This window comes from Rhodanobacter aciditrophus, assembly GCF_050026795.1.
Lineage (GTDB): Bacteria > Pseudomonadota > Gammaproteobacteria > Xanthomonadales > Rhodanobacteraceae > Rhodanobacter_A.
Window position 1 is genome coordinate 35,139 of record NZ_JALBWP010000008.1, and the last position, 19,607, is coordinate 54,745.

Annotated in this window: 18 protein-coding genes and 1 riboswitch; of the genes, 9 read left to right on the forward strand and 9 right to left on the reverse strand. The window is 70.0% G+C overall.

Features of this window, described 5'->3' with window-relative positions; genetic code table 11:
• The first annotated feature begins 8 nt into the window (after positions 1-8).
• The 3 genes from ACQGNW_RS02000 to ACQGNW_RS02010 are packed head-to-tail and all read left to right on the forward strand — an operon-like array spanning position 9 to position 1,514.
• Positions 9-200 (forward strand): hypothetical protein, encoded by a 192-nt coding sequence (locus ACQGNW_RS02000; protein WP_426661391.1) that lies wholly within the window; start codon positions 9-11, stop codon positions 198-200.
• A 17-nt stretch (positions 201-217) separates the two neighbouring features.
• Complete coding sequence (locus ACQGNW_RS02005) at positions 218-562, forward strand: carboxymuconolactone decarboxylase family protein (protein ID WP_426661392.1); 345 nt, start codon at positions 218-220, stop codon at positions 560-562.
• A 1-nt stretch (position 563) separates the two neighbouring features.
• Positions 564-1,514 carry a PLP-dependent cysteine synthase family protein gene (locus tag ACQGNW_RS02010; RefSeq protein ID WP_426661393.1) on the forward strand — a complete coding sequence of 317 codons (951 nt, stop codon included), beginning with the start codon at positions 564-566 and terminating at the stop codon, positions 1,512-1,514.
• 40 nt (positions 1,515-1,554) lie between these two features.
• On the opposite strand, the gene thiC is transcribed toward ACQGNW_RS02010, so the two are convergent.
• Both thiC and ACQGNW_RS02020 read right to left on the reverse strand, forming a co-directional pair.
• Positions 1,555-3,432: a phosphomethylpyrimidine synthase ThiC gene (gene thiC / locus ACQGNW_RS02015; RefSeq protein WP_426661394.1), complete on the reverse strand. Its 1,878-nt coding sequence runs from the start codon at positions 3,430-3,432 to the stop codon at positions 1,555-1,557.
• A gap of 114 nt (positions 3,433-3,546) precedes the next feature.
• Positions 3,547-3,643: riboswitch (TPP riboswitch) on the reverse strand.
• A 40-nt stretch (positions 3,644-3,683) separates the two neighbouring features.
• Complete coding sequence (locus tag ACQGNW_RS02020; RefSeq protein ID WP_426661395.1) at positions 3,684-4,334, reverse strand: TetR/AcrR family transcriptional regulator; 651 nt, start codon at positions 4,332-4,334, stop codon at positions 3,684-3,686.
• 241 nt (positions 4,335-4,575) lie between these two features.
• On the opposite strand from ACQGNW_RS02020, the gene ACQGNW_RS02025 reads away from it, so the two are divergent.
• Positions 4,576-5,235 carry a protein-L-isoaspartate O-methyltransferase family protein gene (locus tag ACQGNW_RS02025; RefSeq protein WP_426661396.1) on the forward strand — a complete coding sequence of 220 codons (660 nt, stop codon included), beginning with the start codon at positions 4,576-4,578 and terminating at the stop codon, positions 5,233-5,235.
• A gap of 41 nt (positions 5,236-5,276) precedes the next feature.
• The gene (locus ACQGNW_RS02030; protein WP_426661397.1) at positions 5,277-6,626 is read left to right on the forward strand and encodes a TolC family outer membrane protein; all 1,350 of its coding nucleotides are present in this window, start codon (positions 5,277-5,279) and stop codon (positions 6,624-6,626) included.
• Positions 6,627-6,689: 63 nt separating this feature from the next.
• Here ACQGNW_RS02030 and waaA read toward each other — a convergent pair whose 3' ends face one another.
• Positions 6,690-7,964, reverse strand: a complete 1,275-nt coding sequence (gene waaA / locus ACQGNW_RS02035; RefSeq protein WP_426661398.1) for a lipid IV(A) 3-deoxy-D-manno-octulosonic acid transferase — start codon at positions 7,962-7,964, stop codon at positions 6,690-6,692.
• A 67-nt stretch (positions 7,965-8,031) separates the two neighbouring features.
• On the opposite strand from waaA, the gene lpxL reads away from it, so the two are divergent.
• From lpxL to ACQGNW_RS02050, 3 genes are all read left to right on the forward strand, one after another.
• Positions 8,032-8,967: an LpxL/LpxP family Kdo(2)-lipid IV(A) lauroyl/palmitoleoyl acyltransferase gene (gene lpxL / locus ACQGNW_RS02040; protein WP_426661399.1), complete on the forward strand. Its 936-nt coding sequence runs from the start codon at positions 8,032-8,034 to the stop codon at positions 8,965-8,967.
• A 94-nt stretch (positions 8,968-9,061) separates the two neighbouring features.
• A complete protein-coding gene (locus tag ACQGNW_RS02045; protein WP_426661400.1) occupies positions 9,062-9,781 on the forward strand; it encodes a polysaccharide deacetylase family protein in 720 nt (239 codons plus the stop codon).
• Positions 9,778-10,854, forward strand: coding sequence for a glycosyltransferase family 4 protein (locus ACQGNW_RS02050; protein WP_426661401.1), 1,077 nt, complete (start codon positions 9,778-9,780; stop codon positions 10,852-10,854). The genes ACQGNW_RS02045 and ACQGNW_RS02050 overlap by 4 nt, the downstream gene beginning before the upstream one ends.
• A 139-nt stretch (positions 10,855-10,993) precedes the next feature.
• On the opposite strand, the gene ACQGNW_RS02055 is transcribed toward ACQGNW_RS02050, so the two are convergent.
• The 5 genes from ACQGNW_RS02055 to ACQGNW_RS02075 form a co-directional block, all read right to left on the reverse strand.
• A complete protein-coding gene (locus tag ACQGNW_RS02055; RefSeq protein WP_426661402.1) occupies positions 10,994-11,749 on the reverse strand; it encodes a glycosyltransferase family 2 protein in 756 nt (251 codons plus the stop codon).
• The gene (locus ACQGNW_RS02060; RefSeq protein ID WP_426661403.1) at positions 11,739-13,067 is read right to left on the reverse strand and encodes an O-antigen ligase family protein; all 1,329 of its coding nucleotides are present in this window, start codon (positions 13,065-13,067) and stop codon (positions 11,739-11,741) included. The genes ACQGNW_RS02055 and ACQGNW_RS02060 overlap by 11 nt, the downstream gene beginning before the upstream one ends.
• A 39-nt stretch (positions 13,068-13,106) precedes the next feature.
• Positions 13,107-14,234 carry a glycosyltransferase gene (locus tag ACQGNW_RS02065; RefSeq protein WP_426661603.1) on the reverse strand — a complete coding sequence of 376 codons (1,128 nt, stop codon included), beginning with the start codon at positions 14,232-14,234 and terminating at the stop codon, positions 13,107-13,109.
• Between the two features lie 94 nt (positions 14,235-14,328).
• Entirely contained in the window at positions 14,329-14,535 is a 207-nt protein-coding gene (locus ACQGNW_RS02070) for a zinc-finger domain-containing protein (protein ID WP_426661404.1), read from the reverse strand.
• Between the two features lie 178 nt (positions 14,536-14,713).
• Positions 14,714-15,301, reverse strand: coding sequence for a YceI family protein (locus ACQGNW_RS02075; RefSeq protein ID WP_426661405.1), 588 nt, complete (start codon positions 15,299-15,301; stop codon positions 14,714-14,716).
• A 249-nt stretch (positions 15,302-15,550) separates the two neighbouring features.
• Here ACQGNW_RS02075 and ACQGNW_RS02080 point away from each other — a divergent pair, with 249 nt between their 5' ends.
• Positions 15,551-16,507, forward strand: coding sequence for a mitochondrial fission ELM1 family protein (locus tag ACQGNW_RS02080; RefSeq protein WP_426661406.1), 957 nt, complete (start codon positions 15,551-15,553; stop codon positions 16,505-16,507).
• A 101-nt stretch (positions 16,508-16,608) separates the two neighbouring features.
• On the opposite strand, the gene glnE is transcribed toward ACQGNW_RS02080, so the two are convergent.
• Positions 16,609-19,458, reverse strand: coding sequence for a bifunctional [glutamate--ammonia ligase]-adenylyl-L-tyrosine phosphorylase/[glutamate--ammonia-ligase] adenylyltransferase (gene glnE, locus ACQGNW_RS02085; protein WP_426661407.1), 2,850 nt, complete (start codon positions 19,456-19,458; stop codon positions 16,609-16,611).
• Positions 19,459-19,607: the final 149 nt, after the last annotated feature.

Genomic DNA, 19,607 nt, shown 5'->3' on the forward strand with positions numbered 1-19,607 from the left:
GGTTCGCCATGATCGCATCCCGCCAAACCCGCACACCGACCGCGCCGGAGCGTCCCGCTGCCGACCGCGCCGCCCGCAACGGAGTCACCCGCAAGGAACGCGAGGAACGCGAGCAACGCATCGACGAGGAGCTGGACGAAAGCTTCCCCGCCAGCGATCCGCCGAGCTGGGTGCAGGGCACCTCGCCGGTGCGCCATTGAATCCCACGGAGCCACTCATGGACCAACCGATGTATCCGCCGGCCAGCGCCGAACTGGCGAAGAAGCGCCGCGAACTGGCGCCCAAGCCGCTCGACGTCTTCAAGGCCTTCAGCGCCGCGGTGTTCGCCGACGGCGCCCTGCCCGAAGCCACCAAGCAACTGATAGCGGTGGCGGTGGCCCACGTCACGCAATGCCCGTACTGCATCAAGGGCCACACCGCCGAGGCGCTGCGCAAGGGCGCCAGCGAAGCGCAGATCATGGAGGCGATCTGGGTGGCGGCGGAGATGCGCGCGGGCGCCGCCTATGCCCACGCCAACCTGGCGCTGGACACCATGCGGCAGCACGCGCACCCGGAGGGCTGACATGGCCACGCGCTACACCGGCGTCTCCGGCAGCATCCTCGATGCGGTGGGCGACACCCCGCTGATGGAGATCGAGGGCGTGTTCGCCAAGCTGGAGTTCCTCAATCCTTCCGGCTCGATCAAGGCGCGCATCGCCAAGTACATGATCGAGCGTGCCGAGCACGAGGGTCTGCTCGGCCGCGGCGACACCATCGTGGAGGCCACCAGCGGCAACACCGGCAACGCGCTGTCGATGGTGGCCGCCGTCAAGGGCTACCGCATGCTGGTGGTGATGCCCGAGGGCCTGTCGGGCGAGCGCGTGGCGATCTCGCGGGCGTTCGGCGCCGAGGTGCTGTTCTGCGGCAGCTTCCATGTGGATGCCGCGCTCGAGCGCGCCCGCGAGCTGGGCCGGCAGCCGGGCTTCTTCAACCCCGGCCAGTTCGAGTCGGAATGGAACGTGGAGGAGAACCGCGAGATCCTCGGCCCCGAGATCCTCGCGCAGCTGCCGCCCGGCCGGGTGCCCGATGCGCTGGTGCTGGGCGTGGGCACCGGCGGCACGCTGATCGGCGTGGGACAGGCGTTCCGCGCGGCGAATCCCGGGGTGCGGCTGTTCGCGATGGAGCCGTCGGAGTCATGCACCATCCTGTGCGGCGAGGTGGCCACGCACGCCATCGAGGGCATTTCCGACGGCTTCGTGCCCGGCATCTTCCAGCGCCACAGGGACCTGGTGAACGACCTGCTCAGCGTCTCCAGCGCGGACGCGGTGGACGAGATGAAGCGCCTCGCGCGCAGCTACGGCATCTTCTGCGGGCCCAGCTCGGGAGCGCACCTGCTCGCCGCCAAGCGCGTGCGCGAGCACTTCCCCGAGCTCGAGACCGTGGTGACGATGTTCTGCGACGAGGGCGAGAAATACCTGCACGAGTACTTCATGCAGTCCGCCAGCCCCGCAAGGGGCGTGGCAGCGTTCGGCTGAGCGTGCCGGTGCGGGTCCCGGCACGCTTAGCCGGCCCGCATCAGGCCTTGCGGTACACCTCGGCGCCCTGCGCGCGGAACTCGGCGGCCTTCTCGGCCATGCCATCGGCCAGCGCTTCGGATTCGCCAGTGCCGTGCTCGGCGGCGTAGTCGCGCACGTCCTGGGTGATCTTCATCGAGCAGAACTTGGGGCCGCACATCGAGCAGAAGTGCGCGCTCTTGTGCGCCTCCTTGGGCAGCGTCTCGTCGTGGAATTCCTTGGCCTTCTCCGGATCGAGGCCGAGGTTGAACTGGTCGTCCCAGCGGAACTCGAAGCGCGCCTTGCTGAGCGCGTTGTCGCGCACTTGCGCGCCCGGGTGGCCCTTGGCGAGATCCGCCGCGTGCGCGGCGATCTTGTAGGCGATGATGCCGTCGCGCACGTCCTGCTTGTTCGGCAGGCCGAGGTGCTCCTTGGGCGTGACGTAGCAGAGCATGGCGGTGCCGAACCAGCCGATCATCGCCGCGCCGATCGCGCTGGTGATGTGGTCGTAGCCGGGCGCGATGTCGGTGGTGAGCGGCCCCAGCGTGTAGAACGGCGCCTCTCCGCACTTCTCCAGCTGGCGGTCCATGTTCTCCTTGATCAGCTGCATCGGCACGTGGCCGGGGCCTTCGATCATGGTCTGCACGTCGTGCTTCCACGCGATCTGGGTGAGCTCGCCCAGCGTGTCCAGCTCGCCGAACTGCGCGGCGTCGTTGGCGTCGGCCACGCAACCGGGGCGCAGGCCGTCGCCGAGGCTGAAGGACACGTCGTAGGCCTTCATGATCTCGCAGATGTCCTCGAAGTGCGTGTAGAGGAAATTCTCCTTGTGGTGCGCCAGGCACCATTTCGCCATGATCGAGCCGCCGCGCGAGACGATGCCGGTGACGCGCTTCGCGGTGAGCGGCACGAAGCGCAGCAGCACGCCGGCGTGGATGGTGAAGTAGTCCACGCCCTGCTCGGCCTGCTCGACCAGCGTGTCGCGGAACAGCTCCCAGGTGAGCTCCTCGGCCGCGCCGCCCACCTTCTCCAGCGCCTGGTAGATCGGCACCGTGCCGATCGGCACCGGCGAGTTGCGCAGGATCCATTCGCGCGTCTCGTGGATGTGCTTGCCGGTGGAGAGATCCATCACCGTGTCGCCGCCCCAGCGGATCGACCACACCATCTTCTCCACCTCCTCCGCGATCGACGAGGTGACGGCGGAGTTGCCGATGTTCGCGTTGATCTTGGTGAGGAAGTTGCGGCCGATGATCATCGGCTCGCTTTCCGGATGGTTGATGTTGGCGGGGATGATGGCGCGGCCGCGCGCCACCTCGTCGCGCACGAACTCCGGCGTGATCACGCGCGGGATCGCGGCGCCGAAGCACTGCCCCGGATGCTGCACGCGCAGCGCACTGTCGCCCAGCGCCTCGATCTTCTGGTTCTCGCGGATGGCGATGTATTCCATCTCCGGCGTCACGATGCCGCGGCGCGCGTAATGCATCTGGGTGACGTTGGCGCCGGCCTTCGCGCGGCGCGGCGTAGGCAGCCGCGGAAAGCGGATCGCGGCCAGCTCCGGCGCGCTGGCATGGCGGCGACCGAATTCGGAACTGCGCCCGTCCAGTGCCTCGGTGTCGCCGCGTGCGGCGATCCACGCCGCGCGCAGCGCAGGCAGGCCGGCGGCCAGATCCACCCGGTAATCCGGATCGGTGTACGGACCGGAGGTGTCGTAGACGGTGATCGGAGGGTTCTTCTCCACCCCGAACATCGCCGGCGTGTCGGCCTGCGCGATCTCGCGCAGCGGCACGCGCAGGCCGGGATGGCTGCCCGTCACGTGGACCTTGCGCGAACCGGGGATCGGCCGGGTCACGGCCTCGGAAAGTTCCTGCGCGGCACGCGCGAGATCGGACGGCAAGGCATTCATCAGATTGGCTCCGGCTTGGCTTCTTGAATGGTCCGCACACGCAGGTGTGCCGACTCTCGCGAATGGAATCGCATGAGGTAGCCGAAGCGGCGGCGCCGGATGCACGGCGGGCGTGGCCCGTGCGGCGAAGCTCCCTACACCGGTGCTAACCGGATCAGGTTCGAAGGGACTCTCTCAGCCGACCGTTGCGCCGGCACCCCCGCTTCAGGAGCCGGTATTGCAGCACGAAGCGGGGTTTCTGGCGAGTGCCTTCAGCGCGGCGCCCAGGCGCGCAGGAAGGTGGCCACGCCGGCGCGGGCGGTGGCCTCGATCTCGGCGGCGTAGCTCTCGCCGCAGTCCACGCAGCCGAACATGCGGCGCATGAACAGGTCGCCCTTGATCAGGGCAAAGAACTGCACGCAGGCACGCGGTACGTCGTCGATGGCGAGCTGGCCGGCGTCGACCGCCTGTTGCAGCAGGCGTTCCATCAGGCCGTGCGTGCGCAGGGTGCCTTCCTCCCACAGCAGTCGACCGAAACGCGGATTGCCCTGGCGGCAGTCGCCGAGGATGGCGCGGAAGGTGCCCACGGTCTCGGCGTCGCAGTCGAGCCGCGCGTGGATCAGCGCCACGCGCAGCAGGGTCTGCTCAATCGGGGTCTGCGGATCGTGGTCGTAGGTGTTCTCCGGCAGCAGGTCCTCGATGCGCGCGCGGATCACCTCGCGGAACAGGTTGTCCTTGTCACCGAAGTGGCTGTAGACGGTGAGCTTGGAGACCCCGGCCTCGGCAGCGATCGCGTCCATGCTGGTGCCGGCGAAGGCGTTGCGGATGAACAGCGCCTTGGCCGCGGCGAGGATCGCCGCGCGTTTCTCCAGGTCCTTCGGTCGCCCCGGTCCCTGCGACCTGACCGGCGAGATGCTGCTCATGTCGAAGCCTTCCCAAAACGGTACACGGACTTTATTATACGCATTGGTTCAATTATTTCCAGTCGAGTGACGGCGAAAGTGTCCACGGACATCGCCCCGGGCATGACTTACGTCAACGCATCGCGGTGACTTCCGGCACTTAGTGACATGGCGCGCGGGCCGCAGTCTAGTCATTGTCGAGGCGAGGCCAAGCCCTTATCCTTTCAGGTCTTTTTTCGACACTCACGGAACCCTGGCAGACATGGCGATGAACTTCGAGCAGGCGCGGACGAACATGGTGGAGAACCAGGTGCGTCCCTGGGAAGTGCTGGATGGCCGCGTGCTGGACATGCTCGGCCGCGTGCGGCGCGAGGATTTCGTCGTCGCCGAGCATCGCCAGCTCGCCTTCGCCGACCTGTGCCTGCCGCTGGGCCATGGCGAGGTGATGATGAAGCCGGTGCTGGAAGGCCGCGTGCTGCAGGCGCTGAACCTCCAATCCACCGACCGCGTGCTGGAAATCGGCACCGGCTCGGGCTTCCTCACGGCCTGCCTCGCCGGCCTCTCGGCCGAGGTCGTCAGCGTCGACATCCATGCCGACTTCACCGCGACCGCGGGGCAGCGCCTTGCTGCCGCCGGCGTGACCAACGCACAGCTCCACACCGGCGAAGCCGTGCGCAGCTGGCAGCCGGATGGCCTGTTCGACGCGGTCGTCGCCACCGGTGCCGTGGCCGAGACGCCGGCGCGCTGGCTGGGCTGGCTCAAGCCGGGCGGCCGCCTCCTGGTGATCCGCGGCGAGTCGCCCGCGCAGCAGGCCGTGCTGGTCACCCACGAGGGCGAGGGCCGCCAGCGCGAGGAAAACCTGTTCGAGACCGACCTGCCCTATCTCGTCCACGCCGCGCCGGCGGCGCGTTTCGTGTTCTGAATGCCCCACCGTCCGTCACCGACTTCCCCACGAGGCAACCCATGCGTTTGAAGCTGCTCACCCTGGCACTCACCCTGGCTGTCGTCTCGCTGCCCAGCCACGGCGAGGACCTGCTGGATGCCTACCGCGAGGCGCGTGCCAACGATCCGGTGCTGGCCCAGTCAGACGCCAACCGCCTCTCCGTCGGCGAAGGCGTTGACCAGGCGCGCGCCCTGCTGCTGCCGCAGGTCAACGGCACGCTGTCGCTGAGCCAGACCAACGGCGGCAGCGGCGGCCGCATCCAGGACCCGAACAACCCCGGCCAGTTCCTCAGCACCAGCACGTTCGGCCACAGCCGCACGCGCAGCCTCGGTGTCAATCTCAGCCAGACCGTGTTCGACTTCAGCAAGTACGCCAACCTCAAGGCCGCGCACGCCTCGGCGAACGCGCAGGACGAGCTGTACCAGGCCGCATTGCAGAACCTGTTCGTGCGCGTCGCCAGCGCCTACTTCACGGTGCTCACCGACGAGGACCAGCTCACCTTCGCCAAGGCGAACGAAGACGCGTACAAGCAGCAGTACGAGCAGTCCAACCAGCGCTACAAGGTGGGCCTGTCCGCGATTACCGACGTGTACCAGGCCAAGTCCTACTACGAAGGCGCCAAGGCGCAGACCATCGCCGCGCAGAACACGCTGGACAACGACCGCGAGGCGCTGAGCCAGATCACCGGCAAGCCCACCGGCAACCTGAAGAAGCTGCGCGACGACCTGCCGATGAATGTGCCCGACCCGGCCGATCCGGATGCCTGGGTGAAGCAGGCGCTGGTCAACAACCCCAGCCTGCTGGCGCAGAAGCAGAACGTGGCGGCCGCCGAGCACAACGTCACCGCGGCGCGCGCGGGCCACCTGCCCACGATCACCGCCAACGTCAGCTACGGCAAGGACGCGAGCTGGTACGAGAACGCGGCGATCCACTCCAACACGCCGTCCTCGACCACGATCGGCCTCACTCTCAACGTGCCGATCTTCTCGGGCGGGCTCACCCAGTCGCGCGTGCGGCAGTCCATCTACAACCGCGACGCTGCGCAGGATGCGATGGAGATCGAGCGTCGCCAGGTGAGGCACGACACGCTCAATTACTACCGCTCGGTACTGGCCGGCATCAGCCAGGTACAGTCGGGCAAGGCCGCGGTGGAGTCGGCGCAGAAGGCGCTGGACGCCACCCGCGCCGGCTTCGAGGTGGGCACGCAGACCATGGTCAACGTGCTGCTGGCGATCCAGACCCTCACCCAGGCGGAAAGCACCTACTCGCAGTCGCGGCACCAGCTGGTGCTGAACCGCCTGCTGCTGAAGCAGAGCGCCGGCACTGCCAGCCTCAGCGACATGCAGGGCATCAACGCGCTGCTGCAGTAAGCCGCCAGGCAGCAACGGCGACGGCCGGGCCACCTGCCCGGCCGTCGCCGTTCCGGTGTTCCCTCACTCCTGCAGCTGCGCGTCGATCAGCCGCATCAGCCGCCCCACCGCGCCGCGCTCGCGCTCGAACACCCGCTGCGCGGCCCGGCCCATCGCATGGCGCCGGGCGTCGTCGCACAGCAGGTGCAGCACCGCCTCACCCAGCGCCGCGCTGTCCGGCACGCGCAGTGCGCCGCCCTGTTCGATCAGGCTGGTGGTGATCTCCTCGAAGTTGAAGGTGTGCGGCCCCACCAGCACCGGCGTGCCCAGCGCGGCCGGTTCCAGCACGTTGTGGCCGCCGATCGGCACCAGACTGCCGCCCACGAAGGCCAGCCCCGCGCCCGCATAGAACGGCATCAGCTGGCCCATCGCGTCGATCACGAAAACCTGGTTCGCGAGCGCGGGCATGCCGTCGGCGCCGTAGCTTCCGGCAGCGAAACCCAGGCTGCGCACCGCGTGCTCCACCGGACGGAAGCGCTCGGGGTGGCGCGGCGCGATCAGCAGCAGCGCGTCGGGCAGGCGCTGGAGGACCGCGAGATGCGCCTCCAGCACGGCCTGCTCCTCACCCTCGTGGGTGCTGGCCGCGATCCACACCGGCCGGCGCGCGCCCCAGTGCTCGCGCAGGCGCGCGCCAGCCGCCAGCGCCTCCTGCGGCACCGGCATGTCGTACTTCAGGTTGCCGCAGACCACCACGCGGTCGGCCGGCGCGCCGATCAGGCGGTAGCGTGCCGCGTCGTTGCGCGACTGCGCGGCGACCAGGCTCACGCAACCCAGTGCGGCACGCACCATCCCGCGCAGCGGCCGTGGCCGGTAACCGCGCAGCGAGCGCTCGGACAACCGCGCGTTGACGATCATCAGCGGGATGCCGCGGCGGCGGCAGGCGAAGTAGAGGTTCGGCCAGATCTCGGTTTCCACGATCAGCGCCAGCCGCGGCCGCACGCCGGCGAGGAAGCGGTTCACCGCATACGGCAGGTCGTAGGGCAGGTAGACGTGGAACACGCCGTCGCCGAACAGCTGCTGCACGCGCGCGGTGCCGGTCGGCGTCACCGTGGTCACCACCACCGGCGCGCCGGGATAGTCGCGCTTGAGCGCCTTGATCAGCGGCTCCGCCGCGTTCACCTCGCCCACCGACACCGCATGCACCCACAGGCTGCCGCGCAGACCAGGCGGCACCCTGAAGAAGCCGAAGCGTTCCGCCCAGCGCCAGTAATACGGCCGCGAGCGGAAACCGCGCAGCGCCAGCCGCAGCACGATCAACGGCGTTACCAGATACATCACCAGGGTGTAGAGATAACGCAACGGCGGGCTCCGGAAACAGCGCTGCAGTATACGGGAGCGGCCGTGCTGCTCCGGCCCGTCCATTACAATGCGGCGGATGCCCGGCACCCCGCGCCCCGACTTCCACCGCTCGCTGCTCGCGCCGCGCCACTGGCCGGCGTGGCTGGGCGCGGGCGCGATCCGGCTGCTGGCCTTGCTGCCCTATCCGATGCTGATGCGGCTGGGTCGCGCGCTGGGCGCGCTGGTGCAGCGCGTGCCGTCCGCGCGACGCTCGGTGGCGACCACCAACATCGCGCTGTGCTTCCCGGGGCTCGACGCCAAGGCGCAGGCCAGGCTCGTGGACGCCCACCTGCGCGACATCGGCCTGATGCTGACGGAATTCGCGCTGGGCTGGCTCGGTTCGAAGCGCGCGATCACGCGCGTGCCGGTACGCATCGAGGGACTGGAGCACCTCGAAGCTGCCCGCGCGCAGGGCCGCGGCGTGCTGCTGGTGGGCGGCCACTTCTCGCATCTCGAACTGTGCGCGCGGCTGGTGTCGCAGCGCATCAGCATCGCCGGCATGTACCGCAGGATGGACTCGGCAGTGTTCGAATGGGTGGTGCTGCGCGCGCGCCTGGGCTACGCCGATGCGATGTTCGACAAGGACGACATCCGCGGCACAGTGAAGTACCTGCGTGCAGGCGGCACGCTGTGGTACGCGCCCGACCAGGACATGCGCAGCAAGGACAACGTGTTCGTGCCGTTCTTCGGCGTGCCTGCCGCCACCATCACCGCCACGCACCACCTGGCACGCATGTCCGGCGCCGCGGTGATCCCGTTCTTCCACCGCCGGCTGCCCGGCGGCCGGGGTTACGCGCTGCGCCTCGGCGCACCGCTGGACGGTTTCCCCGGCGCCAGCGCGCTGGACGACACCGCGCGCATCAACGCCTGCATCGAGCAGATGGTGCGCGAGGCGCCCGAGCAGTACCTGTGGGTGCACAAACGCTTCAAGACCCGCCCGCCCGGCCTGCCGGCGGTGTACTGACACGCTGAACGCTTGTTCAACGGCGCCCACGCCGGCGTCCCAGTGCAACGCTGAAGAAAGCTGGCGCAAAGGCAACGTTCGCACCATGCGCGCCATGCCCATCCCCATCCTGATGTACCACAACATCGCGCCCGTGCCGCGCGAGCTGAAACGCTGGCGCAGCCTGTACGTGCATCCGCGCTCGTTCGCGCGACAGATGGCGCTGCTGAAGCGGCTCGGCTATGCCGGCCTGTCGATGAGTGCGGCGATACCGTACCTGCGCGGCGAACGGCAGGGCCGCGTCGCGGTGATCACGCTGGACGACGGCTACGCCGACAACCTCGACAACGCGCTGCCGGTGCTGCAGCGCCAAGGTTTCAGCGCCACCTGCTACGCGGTGAGCGGCGCACTGGGCCGCTACAACGACTGGGACGACGCCAAGCTTGGCGTGCGCAAGCCGATGATGGACGCCGCGCAGCTGCGCGCCTGGCACGCCGGTGGCATGGAGGTGGGCGCGCATACGCGCACGCACCCGCGCCTCGGCGGATGCGGCGATGCGCAGCTGCGCGACGAGATCGCCGGCAGCAAGCGCGACCTGGAAGACCTGATCGGCGCGCCGGTGACGCAGTTCTGCTACCCCTACGGCGACCACGACGACCGCGTGGTCGCCGCCACGCGCGAAGCCGGCTACACAGCCGCCACCACGATCCAGCGCGGTCGCGCGCAACCGGGCGGCGACCTGTGGCGGCTGCCGCGCGTGGCGGTGGCGCGCAGCCACCTCCTGCCGCAGTTCGCATGGCGCGCGTTTACCGGCTATGAGGACAGGCGCGGATGAAATTCCTGTTCGCCGGAACCAGCCGCGAGAGCGGCGGTGCCGAGGCCCATTTCGTCACCCTGACCCGGGCGCTGGCCAAGGCCGGCCATACCGTCGAGGCGGTGGTGCACCCGGACGCGCCGATGGCACAGGCGCTGGCTGGCTCGACCGTGCGCCTGCACGCAGGTCGCTTCCGCAACATCTTCGACCTGCGCGGCTACCGCGCGACCATCGCCGCCGCACGCCGTCTGAAACCGGACTGGCTGGTCGGCAACTTCGGCAAGGAATACTGGCCGCTGATCCTGATCGGCCGCCTGCTGGGCATCCCGGTGGCGCTGTTCCGCCACCGCCTCAAGCCGATGAACAATCTCTCGGCACGGCTGGTGGCGCGCTGCGCGCAGCGCTTCTTCGCGGTGTCCGAATACGCGCGCCGCGATTACATCGGGCACGGCATGCCCGCCGAACGCGTGCAGGTGCTGTACAACCCGGTGGACACGGAGCAATGCCGGCCCGATCCGGCACTGCGCGCCGCGCTGCTGCAGCAGCTGGGGCTGGACGAAAGCGCGATCGTGCTGGGCTGCTTCGGCCGCCTCCACGCGGGCAAGGGCATCTATACCCTGCTCGACGCCGCCAACGCGGCAATGGCGCAGGAGCCGCGCCTGCACTGCCTGTGGCTGGGCGACGGCATCGACACGCAGCGGCTGCGCGACAGCATCGCGGCCTCGCCGTTCGCCGCGCGCCACCACCAGCTCGGCTGGGTCGCCGACGCGGCCCCGTACTACAACGCGCTGTCGATACTGGCCTTCCCCTCGATCGCGACGGAAACCTTCGGCCGCACCCCGGTGGAGGCACAGGCCTGCAATGTGCCGGTGCTGTGCAGCGATGCTTTCGGCATCCCGGAGACCCTGCAGCCCGGCGTCACCGGCCTGCTGCTGCCACCCGGCGACACCGCGGCCTGGCGCGACGGCATCCTTGCGCTGTGCAGCGATACGAAGCGCCACCCCATGGCTTCCTCCGCGCGCGACTTCGTGCTGCGGCACTTCAGCACCCTCGTGATCGCCTCCGAATTCGTGCGCCAGCTGGGCGGTCCGTAAAGCTGAGCCTGCCGTCACGGGCTTGCGATCGTCCCTGATCGCGGGAATCAAACGCGCGGCCGTCCATGCCTGCACGCGTCGCTCTTGCGGTCATCCTGATCGCGAGAATCAAACGGGCGGCCGTCCATGGCCGCGCCCTTCAATGTATCCGGCGCCGCGCCTCGTGCAGCTTGGCGTACTTCAGGAACACGTAGTTGGCGCCGACCACGCTGGCGATGAAGCCGGCCCAGCCGTTGAGGAAGTAGCGTTTGAAGAGGTACTGGCGCAGGAAGAACAGCGGCGGGTAGAGCACCATGCGCAGGTCGGTGAAGCGCTGCCGGCGGCGCAGTTTGTGCGCCACCAGCGCGCTGCTGTAGCGGTTGATGCGCTCGATGCGGCTGGCGATGTCGGGGTCGCTGTCGTTGATGAAGTCGGCGCGCCACAGCGTCTTCACCGGGCCGTCCACCTCCATCGCCGCATGGACTTCCACGTCGTTCATGCGGCCGCGGCGGCGGTCATACAGGCGCAGGTGCGCATTGCGCCAGCTCCACGGGTGCTGCACGGTCCAGAACATGCGCTCGCGCCGCGGCAGGCGGAAACCGGCATGCTGCGGCTGCGTCAGCGCACGCTCGATCACCGCGCGGCTGGCCGGCGACAGCACCTCGTCGGCGTCGAGGTTGAGGATCCAGTCGTGGCTGGCCATGTCGATCGCGCGCTGCTTCTGCGGTCCGAACTCGTCGAACGGATGGCTGGCCACGCGCGCACCGTGGCGGCGGGCGATCGCCAGCGTGTCGTCGGTGGAGCCGGAGTCCAGCACCACGATCTCGTCGGCCCAGTCCACGCCGGACAGGCAGGCGTCCAGCGTGGCCGCGTTGTTGAGGGTGATCACCACCACCGACAGCATTTCACGCGTCATCGGACGCCTCCCGGAGGAAGGACTTCCTTGAGGAATCCAGCAGGGATGCCGGGCTTTGCTCTGCCGGCAAGGATGCCGGCACGAACAGACTGCTGCACCACAGCCCCAGCAGCCAGGCGAACAGCAGTCCCCACCACGCCGAATAGAACGCCAGATGGGTGTTCAGCGGGAACAGCATCACGCCCAGCGCCAGCGTGGCCGGAAACGCACGTTCGCGCGCCGCCGCGCCCACGCGCCGCCATGCACGCACCGCCAGCACCAGCGCGGCCAGCCACAGGGCGAGGCCGATGCCGCCGGTCTCGGTGAAAATCTCCAGCACGATCTGGTGCGCGTGGCAGGCACCCTCTCCCTCGCCACAGGACTCGGCCACCACAAAGTGGTCGTTCGCGGGTGCGAACTGCGGGTAGGCATAGCGGAAGGCGCGCACGCCCACGCCGTTCCACGGATGCGCTGCGATCATCTTCAGGCTGTCGCGCCAGATATCGAGGCGCCCGGTCAGTGCCTCGTCCAGCCCGCGATGGGTGCCGTGCAGCGCGTCCAGCGTGCGCTCCATGCGCGCCTCGAAACGGCTGGACGTACGCCATGCGATGCTGCCGGCCAGCGCCAATGCCACGGCCGTCAGCGCGCAGTACAGCGCGAAACGGTGCCACGAACGCGCCTCGCGCCACGCGAAGGCCAGGGCCACCAGCCCGTAGCACAGCCACGCCGCGCGCGAACCGGCCAGCAGCACCGGCCCCAGCAGCAACAGGAAGGCCGCCACCAGTCCCGGCAGACCCCAGCGCCGCCGCGACGCCCACAATGCAAACGGCGACAGCACTGCCAGCGTGGGCCCCAGCTTGAGGTTGTGCGCGCCGAAGATGCCGGAGATGCGCTCGGCCTCGGCATGCCCGCCCAGGCTCCAGCCGGTGAGCGCCTGCGTCCACGCATCCAGCACCCACCAGGCCAGCACGCCCGCCACCGCCACGTACATCGCTTCTAGCCGGTCGCCGCGACGGATGGCGAAGCAGGCATACAAGCCCAGCGGCAGGTAGCGCAGCAAAGCGGCCACCGTACCCCAGCTCTTGCCCGGCGCGATCGAGTCGAAGGCCGACAGCAAGGCCGCACCGATATACGCCGCCAGCAACCATAGCAACAAGCGTGCGCCGGGATGCCCATGCAATGCCCGCGGCTCGCGCACGAACAGCAGGATCACGCCAAGCAGGCACAGGAAGGTGCCGAACTCGCTGCTGCGCCCGAACGGCAGCAGCGCAACCACCAGCCAGAACGGCAGCAGCGGCGAGCGCAGGGCCGCCTTGAGCGAATCGATCGCGGAGTTCATGCGGAAGCCGTGGCGACGACGATCCCGCATTGTAGGGGCTCAGCTGGCGACGACGTCCCCGTACAACGCCAGCGTGGCCTGCTGCATGTCCTCCAGCCGGTAGGCCTGCAGCATCGGGATCGGCGGCGCCACGCGCAGCAGTTCGGCGGCGCGTTCCACCAGCCGTTCGCGGTCGCCCGGCGGCACGCGGCCGGCGGGATACAGCTCGGCCAGCAGCTCGCCCACGCCGCCGTGCGCGTAGCCCAGCACCGGCCGGCACAGCGACAGCGCCTCGACCACGGTGCGGCCGAAGGACTCGGGCTTGTTCGACAGCTGCAGGATCAGGCTGGAGATCGCATAGACGTCGCGTACGTCGTTGCGCGGCGGCGCCAGCGCCACCTGCGCCTCGACATCGCGTGCGCGGATCAGCGCGCGCAGTTCTTCCGCATACGCCTCGCGGCCGGCCTCGACCACGCCGAGCAGCAGCAGGCGTGCATCGATGCCGCGACGCTTCAGGTCCGCCAGCAGCTCGATCGCGTCATGGTGTCCCTTGAGCCGGGTGCCGCGGCCAGGCAGGGTCAGCAGCGGCGCACCGGCCAGCGCGGGATATTCGGCGAAGAACGCCCGCTTCCACCCCTCGTCGGGGCGGTGGCCGTAGGGAAAGGCTTCGGGATCGATACCGCGCGGAATCACCCGCACGCGGCCGGGCTCCAGCCAGCGGTAATGGCCCAGCACGTAGTCGCGCAGGGTCTGCGAAACCACGATCACCCGCTCGCCGCGCAACAGGATCGCGCTGTAGCGGCCGGGCGAGTTGAGCCCGTGCACCGTGGTGACGAAATGCGGGCGCGGATGCAGCCCCTTCAGCGCCCACCAGCCCAGCCACGCCGGCAGCCGCGAGCGGGCATGCACGATGTCGGGCCGGAGTTCGCGCAGGTGCCGGCGCAGGGCACCGAACCGCAACAGGGTACCCGGCGACTTGCGGCCGATCTCCAGCGCGATGTGCTCGCTGCCCTCGGCCTCCAGTTGCTCCACCAGCCGGCCGCCGGCCGAGATCACCACCGAGCGGTGCCCGGCCCGCACCAGCGCACGACCGATCTCCAGCGTGGAATGCTCCGCGCCGCCGGACTGCAGCGCGGGGATCAGCTGGACGACGGTCAGTCGCGGTGTGGTGTCGACACTGCCGGACATGGTTCCCGCCTGCGGGCCTGCATCCTGGTGCACGAGTTTCATCCTGAAATCCAAGCAAGAACAATGCCGTGGTTACCCTGAACGGCGGCCCGGATCAGTCACGCAAAACGTAACGTGCTCCACAATAAGGACAAACCGACTCGCCGCCGTCGTCGACGATCGGCAGGTAGATCTTCGGATGCGAGTTCCATAGCGACATGCCCGGCATCGGGCAGGACAGCGGCAGGTCGGCGCGCGTCACTTCGTAACGATTTTCGGCATTCGCCGGGATCGGCGCGACGGCCGCGGCAGAAGCTGGCATGGGAAGGGCTCCGGACGGGATGCGAGGCCGCCAATGGTAGCAGGCCGCCGCGCCCCGGCAGTGCCGCCGCGCCCGGCCGGCCGGCGTGTCGAACTGCCCCGCTCGCATCGCCGGGCGGGTCCGGAGCGCAACGCAAAACCCGCGCCTGCGCAGGCTTTGCGTTGGCACCTGCCATGGCTTACTTCGCTTTGGGTACCGCGCCTTCGGTGGTGATGCGCACCTTGATCTCGTCGCTCACCATCGGCACGTAGGCGCCCACGCCGAAATCCGAGCGCTTCAGGGTGGCGGTGGCGTCGAAGCCAATCGCCTGCGCCTTGGTCATCGGGTGCGGGCCGACGCGGTTCAGCGTGGCATCCAGCGTCACCGGCCTGGTCACGCCATGCACGGTGAGGTTGCCGACCACCTTGAAGTGGTTGTTGCCCAGCGGCTCGACGCTGGTGCTCTTGAACGTCACCAGCGGGTACTTGGCGGCGTCGAAGAAATCCGCTTCCTTGAGGTGCTGGTCAAGCGCCGGCACGTGGGTGTCGAGCCTGGAGAGCGGCAGCGTCACCTGCACCGAGGACTTCGCCGGGTCCTGCTGGTCGAATACCAGCGTGCCGTCGCCCAGGCCGAGGTCGGCGGTGGGATTGGAGTAGCCGAAGTGGTTCCAGCTGAACAGCACCATGGTGTGGCCCGGGTCCAGCTTGTAGGTGACGGGGCTGGCCTGGACGGCCGCAGCGGCGCCAAGGAGCAGGCCGGCGATCAGGAGAGGACGAAACACGCGCATGGGGTACTCCACAGTGGATGGATGATCGGCCGTGCGACAGGCGCAACGGCATGGACCGGTCGAACCGGCTCGCCGGCGGCGGCGCCTCCGAAAGCCGGCTGTTCGCGGGTATTCTCGGCTCTGCCGGTGAGGCGGCAACCGTGCCGTTGGTCAGTGTATCGACACGCCGCCAGACCAAAAACGCGACCGGGAGCAACGCAGCGTGCACGCACGGGAAACAATCCATCGGCTCCCCTGTGCAGGCGCCGCATGAGGGAAGAGTGCTGGGCCATCACCGACGCCTCCGCGGGCAACCAGCGCCAAGCGCTCGCGCTGGCCGAGCGCATGGGACTGCCGGTGCGCCACCTGCTGCTGGAACCGCGCGCGCCGTGGTCGTGGCTGGCGCCGCGCCTCGCGGTGGGCGGCCGCCTGGCGCTGCCGGCGGATCGGCGCGCCCTGTTCGTGCCGCCGTGGCCGCGGCTGGCGATCGGCTGCGGCCGCGCCGCCGCGCTGTTCACCCGCATGTTGCGCCGGCTGTCGCGCGGGCACTGCTATTGCGTGCAGATCCTCGACCCGCGCATTGACCCGGCGCACTGGGACACGGTGATCGCACCGCGCCACGACCAGCTCGCCGGCCCCAACGTGCTCGTTCCACTGGGCTCGCTGAACCCGGTGGACGAGGACTGGCTGGCCGATGGCCGCGATGCCTGCCCTGCCTTCGAGGAGCTGCCGCCGCCGCGCGTGGGCGTGCTGCTGGGCGGTCCGCGCAAGCAGCTGGCGCTGGATGCCGGTTACGCGCGCGAGCTCGCCGCACGCCTGCTCGCACGGCATCGGCGCGAGGGCGGCAGCCTGCTTGCGCTCGCTTCGCGGCGCACGCCGCCCGCGGCGCTGGCGATCTTCCGCGAGGCGCTGGCCGGCGTACCCGGGCTCGTCTGGTCCGGCCCCGACGACGGCCGCAACCCCTATCCCGGCGTACTGGGCTGGGCCGACCGGCTGGTGGTCACGCCCGACTCGGTGAACATGCTCAGCGAGGCCTGCGCGGTGGGTTGCGCCGTGCATACCCACGTCGCCGCGCCCTTGCCGGACAAGCTCGCGCGCTTCCATCGCGCGCTGCGCGAACGCGGCCTGCTGCATGGACTGGACGAGGACGCCCCCGCGCACCAGTCGCCGCTGCGCGAAACCGCCGCGATCGCGGCCGAACTGAAACGGCGCATGGCCGGGCGCTGATCCCGGCGGGACGAGCCCCTCGTCGCTGCACTGCATGGCACCACGTCTGCGGCTGTGGCATCCCCACTTCACCGCGAGGCGCACGGTCCTGCGCGGCGCGGTCAGTCGAACGCGAAGCCCAGCGCCCGTGTGACCACGGCCACCTCGCCGCACAGCGCCTCCAGCGCCGCGTCGCGCGGCACGACGCGCGGCCGTGCGTCCAGCGTGCAAGCCAGCGCGCGCTGCAACAGGGCGGCATGCGCGCGCGCCAGCGCGGCGGACTGCGCCGTGTCGAGCAGGCCGGCGTCGCGGCAGGCGGCGAGCAAGGCCGCGTTGGCGGTGACGCCGAGCAGGGCGGGATGCTGCGCGGCATGCGCCAGCACCAGGCCCTGCAGCGCGAACTCGATGTCGAGCAGGGCACCGCGGCCCTGCTTGAGGTCGAGCTGGTGCTGGTCGGAACGGTCGCGTTCGGCGCGCCAGCGGCGGCGCATCTGGCTCACTTCGTCGATCACCACGGCGCGCTCGCGCGGCGTGCCGAGGATCTCGCGGCGCACCGCGGCCAGCGCCGCGCCCAGCGCGGCATCGCCGGCCACCGGGCGGGCCCGCAGCAGCGCCTGGTGCTCCCAGGTCCACGCCCGGCTCTGCTGGTAGGCGATGAAGGCATCCAGGCTGCCCACCAGCAGGCCCTTGGACCCGTCCGGCCGCAAACGGGTGTCCACCTCGTACAGGCGGCCCGCGCGGGTGGGCACGGTGAGCCAGTTCATCACGCGCTGGGCGAGGCGCTGGTACCAGCGCGCGCCCTCGATCGGCCGCGCGCCGTCGCTCATCGCCTGCGCGCGGCGGCCGTCGTAGACGAACACCAGGTCGAGGTCGGAGGCGAAGCCCAGTTCCTCGCCGCCGAGGCTGCCATAGCCCAGCACCGCGAAACCGGAACCCTCACCGGGCACGCGGCCGTGCTGCGCGACCAGTTCGCGCTCGGCCAGCGCGGTGACCGCGCCCACCACCGACTCGGCCAGCGCCGCCAAGCGGCGCGCGGTGGCCGCGGCGTCGGCGCGACCGTCGTTGAAGGCGAGGCCGAGCCGGAACGCGGTGGATGACTGGAATTCGTTGATGCGCTCCAGCTCCGCCTCCGCCTCGCGCTCCTCCAGCGTGGCCAGCACGCGGGCGATCTCGGCGGCGATGTCGGCGCGCTTCAGCGGCAACTGGTCGATGCGCGGATCGAGCACGTCGTCCAGCAGCAGCGGCTGCGCGATCACCTGCTCGGCAAGCAGGGCGCTGTCGGCGAACAGCGTGACCAGCCGCTTGCGCGCGGCGGGCTGCTCCTCCAGCAAGGCGAGGTAGGACGAGCGCCGCGCCACCGCCTGGGCCAGCCGGCACAGCCGCAGCAGGCAGGGTGCCGGCGCCGCGCTGCCGCGCGCGGCGGCGATCAGCTGCGGCATCAGGTGGTCCAGCCGCTCGCGCGAGCGCGCCGACATCGCGCGCACCGCGCCGCCCTGCGGCAGCTTGGCCAGCGCGTCGGCCACCTCGCCGCCCGGCACGAAGCCGCTCGCTTCCAGCGCACCGGCTTCCAGCGTGCCGGCGCAGGCGGCCTGCCACAGCGCGGCATCCGCCACCGGCACGCTGGCGCCGCGACCGCCCTGCGGCATCAGGACGGCGGCGAACTCGTTGGCGACGATCTCGCGATGTTTCGCCAGCACCTCGGCCAGCGGCTCCCACGCCGGCCAGTCCAGCCCCGTGGCGATGCGCTCGCGGCTCAGTGCGTCGTCGGGAATGTCATGGGTCTGCGCGTCGCGCAGCATCTGCACGCGGTTCTCCAGCCGGCGCAGGAATACGTAGGCCTCGCGCAGCGCCTTCGCGCGCGCGGCCGGAATGTGGCCACGCGCCTCGCAGGCGGCCAACGCGGGCAGCAGGCCGCGCACGCGCATCGACGGCTCGCGGCCGCCGCGGATCAGCTGGGTGAGCTGCACGATGAACTCGATCTCGCGAATGCCGCCGGAACCGAGCTTGAGGTTGTCCGAGAGGTCCTTGCGCGCCACCTCGGCGTCGATCAGCGCCTTCATCTCGCGCAGGCCGGCGAACGCGGTGTAGTCGAGGTATTTGCGGTAGATGAAGGGCCGCAGCAATTCCTGCAGGCGCTTGCCGGCGATGCGGTCGCCCGCCACCGGGCGCGCCTTGATCCACGCGTAGCGCTCCCAGTCGCGGCCTTCGCGCTGGTAGTACTGCTCCATCGCCGCGAACGACAGCGCGAGGCGTCCGGCATTGCCGAACGGCCGCAGGCGCAGGTCCACGCGTGCGCAGATGCCATCCACCGTGGGCTCGTTGAGCAGACGCACCAGCTGCCGGCCCAGGCGCACGAAGTACTCGCCGTTGTCGAGCACGCGCGCGCCGTCGCTCTCGCCGCCGTTCGGGTAGGCGAGCAGCAGGTCGACGTCGGAGGAGAAATTGAGCTCGGCGCCGCCCAGCTTGCCGAAACCCACCACCACCAGCCGCTGCTGCTCGCCCGCAGCATCGCGCGCCACACCGTAGCGAGCGGCCAGCGCGCGCTCGGACCAGCCCAGCGCCACCTCCAGCAGCACCTCGTACAGCACGCTGGTGGCGGACAGCGTTTCCGGCAATTCGTCCAGGGCGTTGATGTCGCGGAACACCAGCCGCAACGCCTCGGCGTGGCGGAAGCGGCGCAGCGCGGCCAGCGTGAGGGTCTCGTCCCCGGGCAGCTTCAATGCGTCGATGCGCGTGGCGGCGTCGGCGTTCGAACGCAGCCGCTCCAGGCCCGCCGGCGAGAGCAGTGTCGGCTGCGCGCGCCAGGCCTCGAACGCGAAATCGCTGGCCGCGAGCGTGCGGCGGATGCGCTCGGCCACGCCGGCGTCGTCGTGCAGGGGCACACCGGCCGCGCGGCAGCGGGCAGCCAGCTGGGCATAGCGGTCATCGACCAGGGCGCGCAGCGCGGACGATTCGTGGGCGGGGGCAGGCATCGCGCCATTGTGCCGCAGCGGGGACACGAACCGGCACGCGTCCACCGCCGGGCGACCGGCGCGTTGCAGGGCGGATCGGCCTCCGGGTGCCGCCCTCCCGCAGCGAACAATCGGTTCATGTCATCCTGATTACTGTTTCCTTGCAGTCG

What these genes read in the sequence shown, in the direction of transcription:
- ACQGNW_RS02030 (WP_426661397.1), top strand. Translation starts at nt 5,277, where the DNA reads ATGCGTTTGAAGCTGCTCACCCTGGCACTCACCCTGGCTGTCGTCTCG.
- ACQGNW_RS02005 (WP_426661392.1), top strand. Translation starts at nt 218, where the DNA reads ATGGACCAACCGATGTATCCGCCGGCCAGCGCCGAACTGGCGAAGAAG.
- glnE (WP_426661407.1), bottom strand. Translation starts at nt 19,458, where the DNA reads ATGCCTGCCCCCGCCCACGAATCGTCCGCGCTGCGCGCCCTGGTCGAT.
- ACQGNW_RS02060 (WP_426661403.1), bottom strand. Translation starts at nt 13,067, where the DNA reads ATGAACTCCGCGATCGATTCGCTCAAGGCGGCCCTGCGCTCGCCGCTG.
- ACQGNW_RS02045 (WP_426661400.1), top strand. Translation starts at nt 9,062, where the DNA reads ATGCCCATCCCCATCCTGATGTACCACAACATCGCGCCCGTGCCGCGC.
- thiC (WP_426661394.1), bottom strand. Translation starts at nt 3,432, where the DNA reads ATGAATGCCTTGCCGTCCGATCTCGCGCGTGCCGCGCAGGAACTTTCC.
- lpxL (WP_426661399.1), top strand. Translation starts at nt 8,032, where the DNA reads ATGCGGCGGATGCCCGGCACCCCGCGCCCCGACTTCCACCGCTCGCTG.
- ACQGNW_RS02000 (WP_426661391.1), top strand. Translation starts at nt 9, where the DNA reads ATGATCGCATCCCGCCAAACCCGCACACCGACCGCGCCGGAGCGTCCC.
- ACQGNW_RS02020 (WP_426661395.1), bottom strand. Translation starts at nt 4,334, where the DNA reads ATGAGCAGCATCTCGCCGGTCAGGTCGCAGGGACCGGGGCGACCGAAG.
- ACQGNW_RS02025 (WP_426661396.1), top strand. Translation starts at nt 4,576, where the DNA reads ATGGCGATGAACTTCGAGCAGGCGCGGACGAACATGGTGGAGAACCAG.
- ACQGNW_RS02050 (WP_426661401.1), top strand. Translation starts at nt 9,778, where the DNA reads ATGAAATTCCTGTTCGCCGGAACCAGCCGCGAGAGCGGCGGTGCCGAG.
- ACQGNW_RS02055 (WP_426661402.1), bottom strand. Translation starts at nt 11,749, where the DNA reads ATGACGCGTGAAATGCTGTCGGTGGTGGTGATCACCCTCAACAACGCG.
- ACQGNW_RS02070 (WP_426661404.1), bottom strand. Translation starts at nt 14,535, where the DNA reads ATGCCAGCTTCTGCCGCGGCCGTCGCGCCGATCCCGGCGAATGCCGAA.
- ACQGNW_RS02010 (WP_426661393.1), top strand. Translation starts at nt 564, where the DNA reads ATGGCCACGCGCTACACCGGCGTCTCCGGCAGCATCCTCGATGCGGTG.
- ACQGNW_RS02065 (WP_426661603.1), bottom strand. Translation starts at nt 14,234, where the DNA reads ATGTCCGGCAGTGTCGACACCACACCGCGACTGACCGTCGTCCAGCTG.
- ACQGNW_RS02080 (WP_426661406.1), top strand. Translation starts at nt 15,551, where the DNA reads ATGAGGGAAGAGTGCTGGGCCATCACCGACGCCTCCGCGGGCAACCAG.
- ACQGNW_RS02075 (WP_426661405.1), bottom strand. Translation starts at nt 15,301, where the DNA reads ATGCGCGTGTTTCGTCCTCTCCTGATCGCCGGCCTGCTCCTTGGCGCC.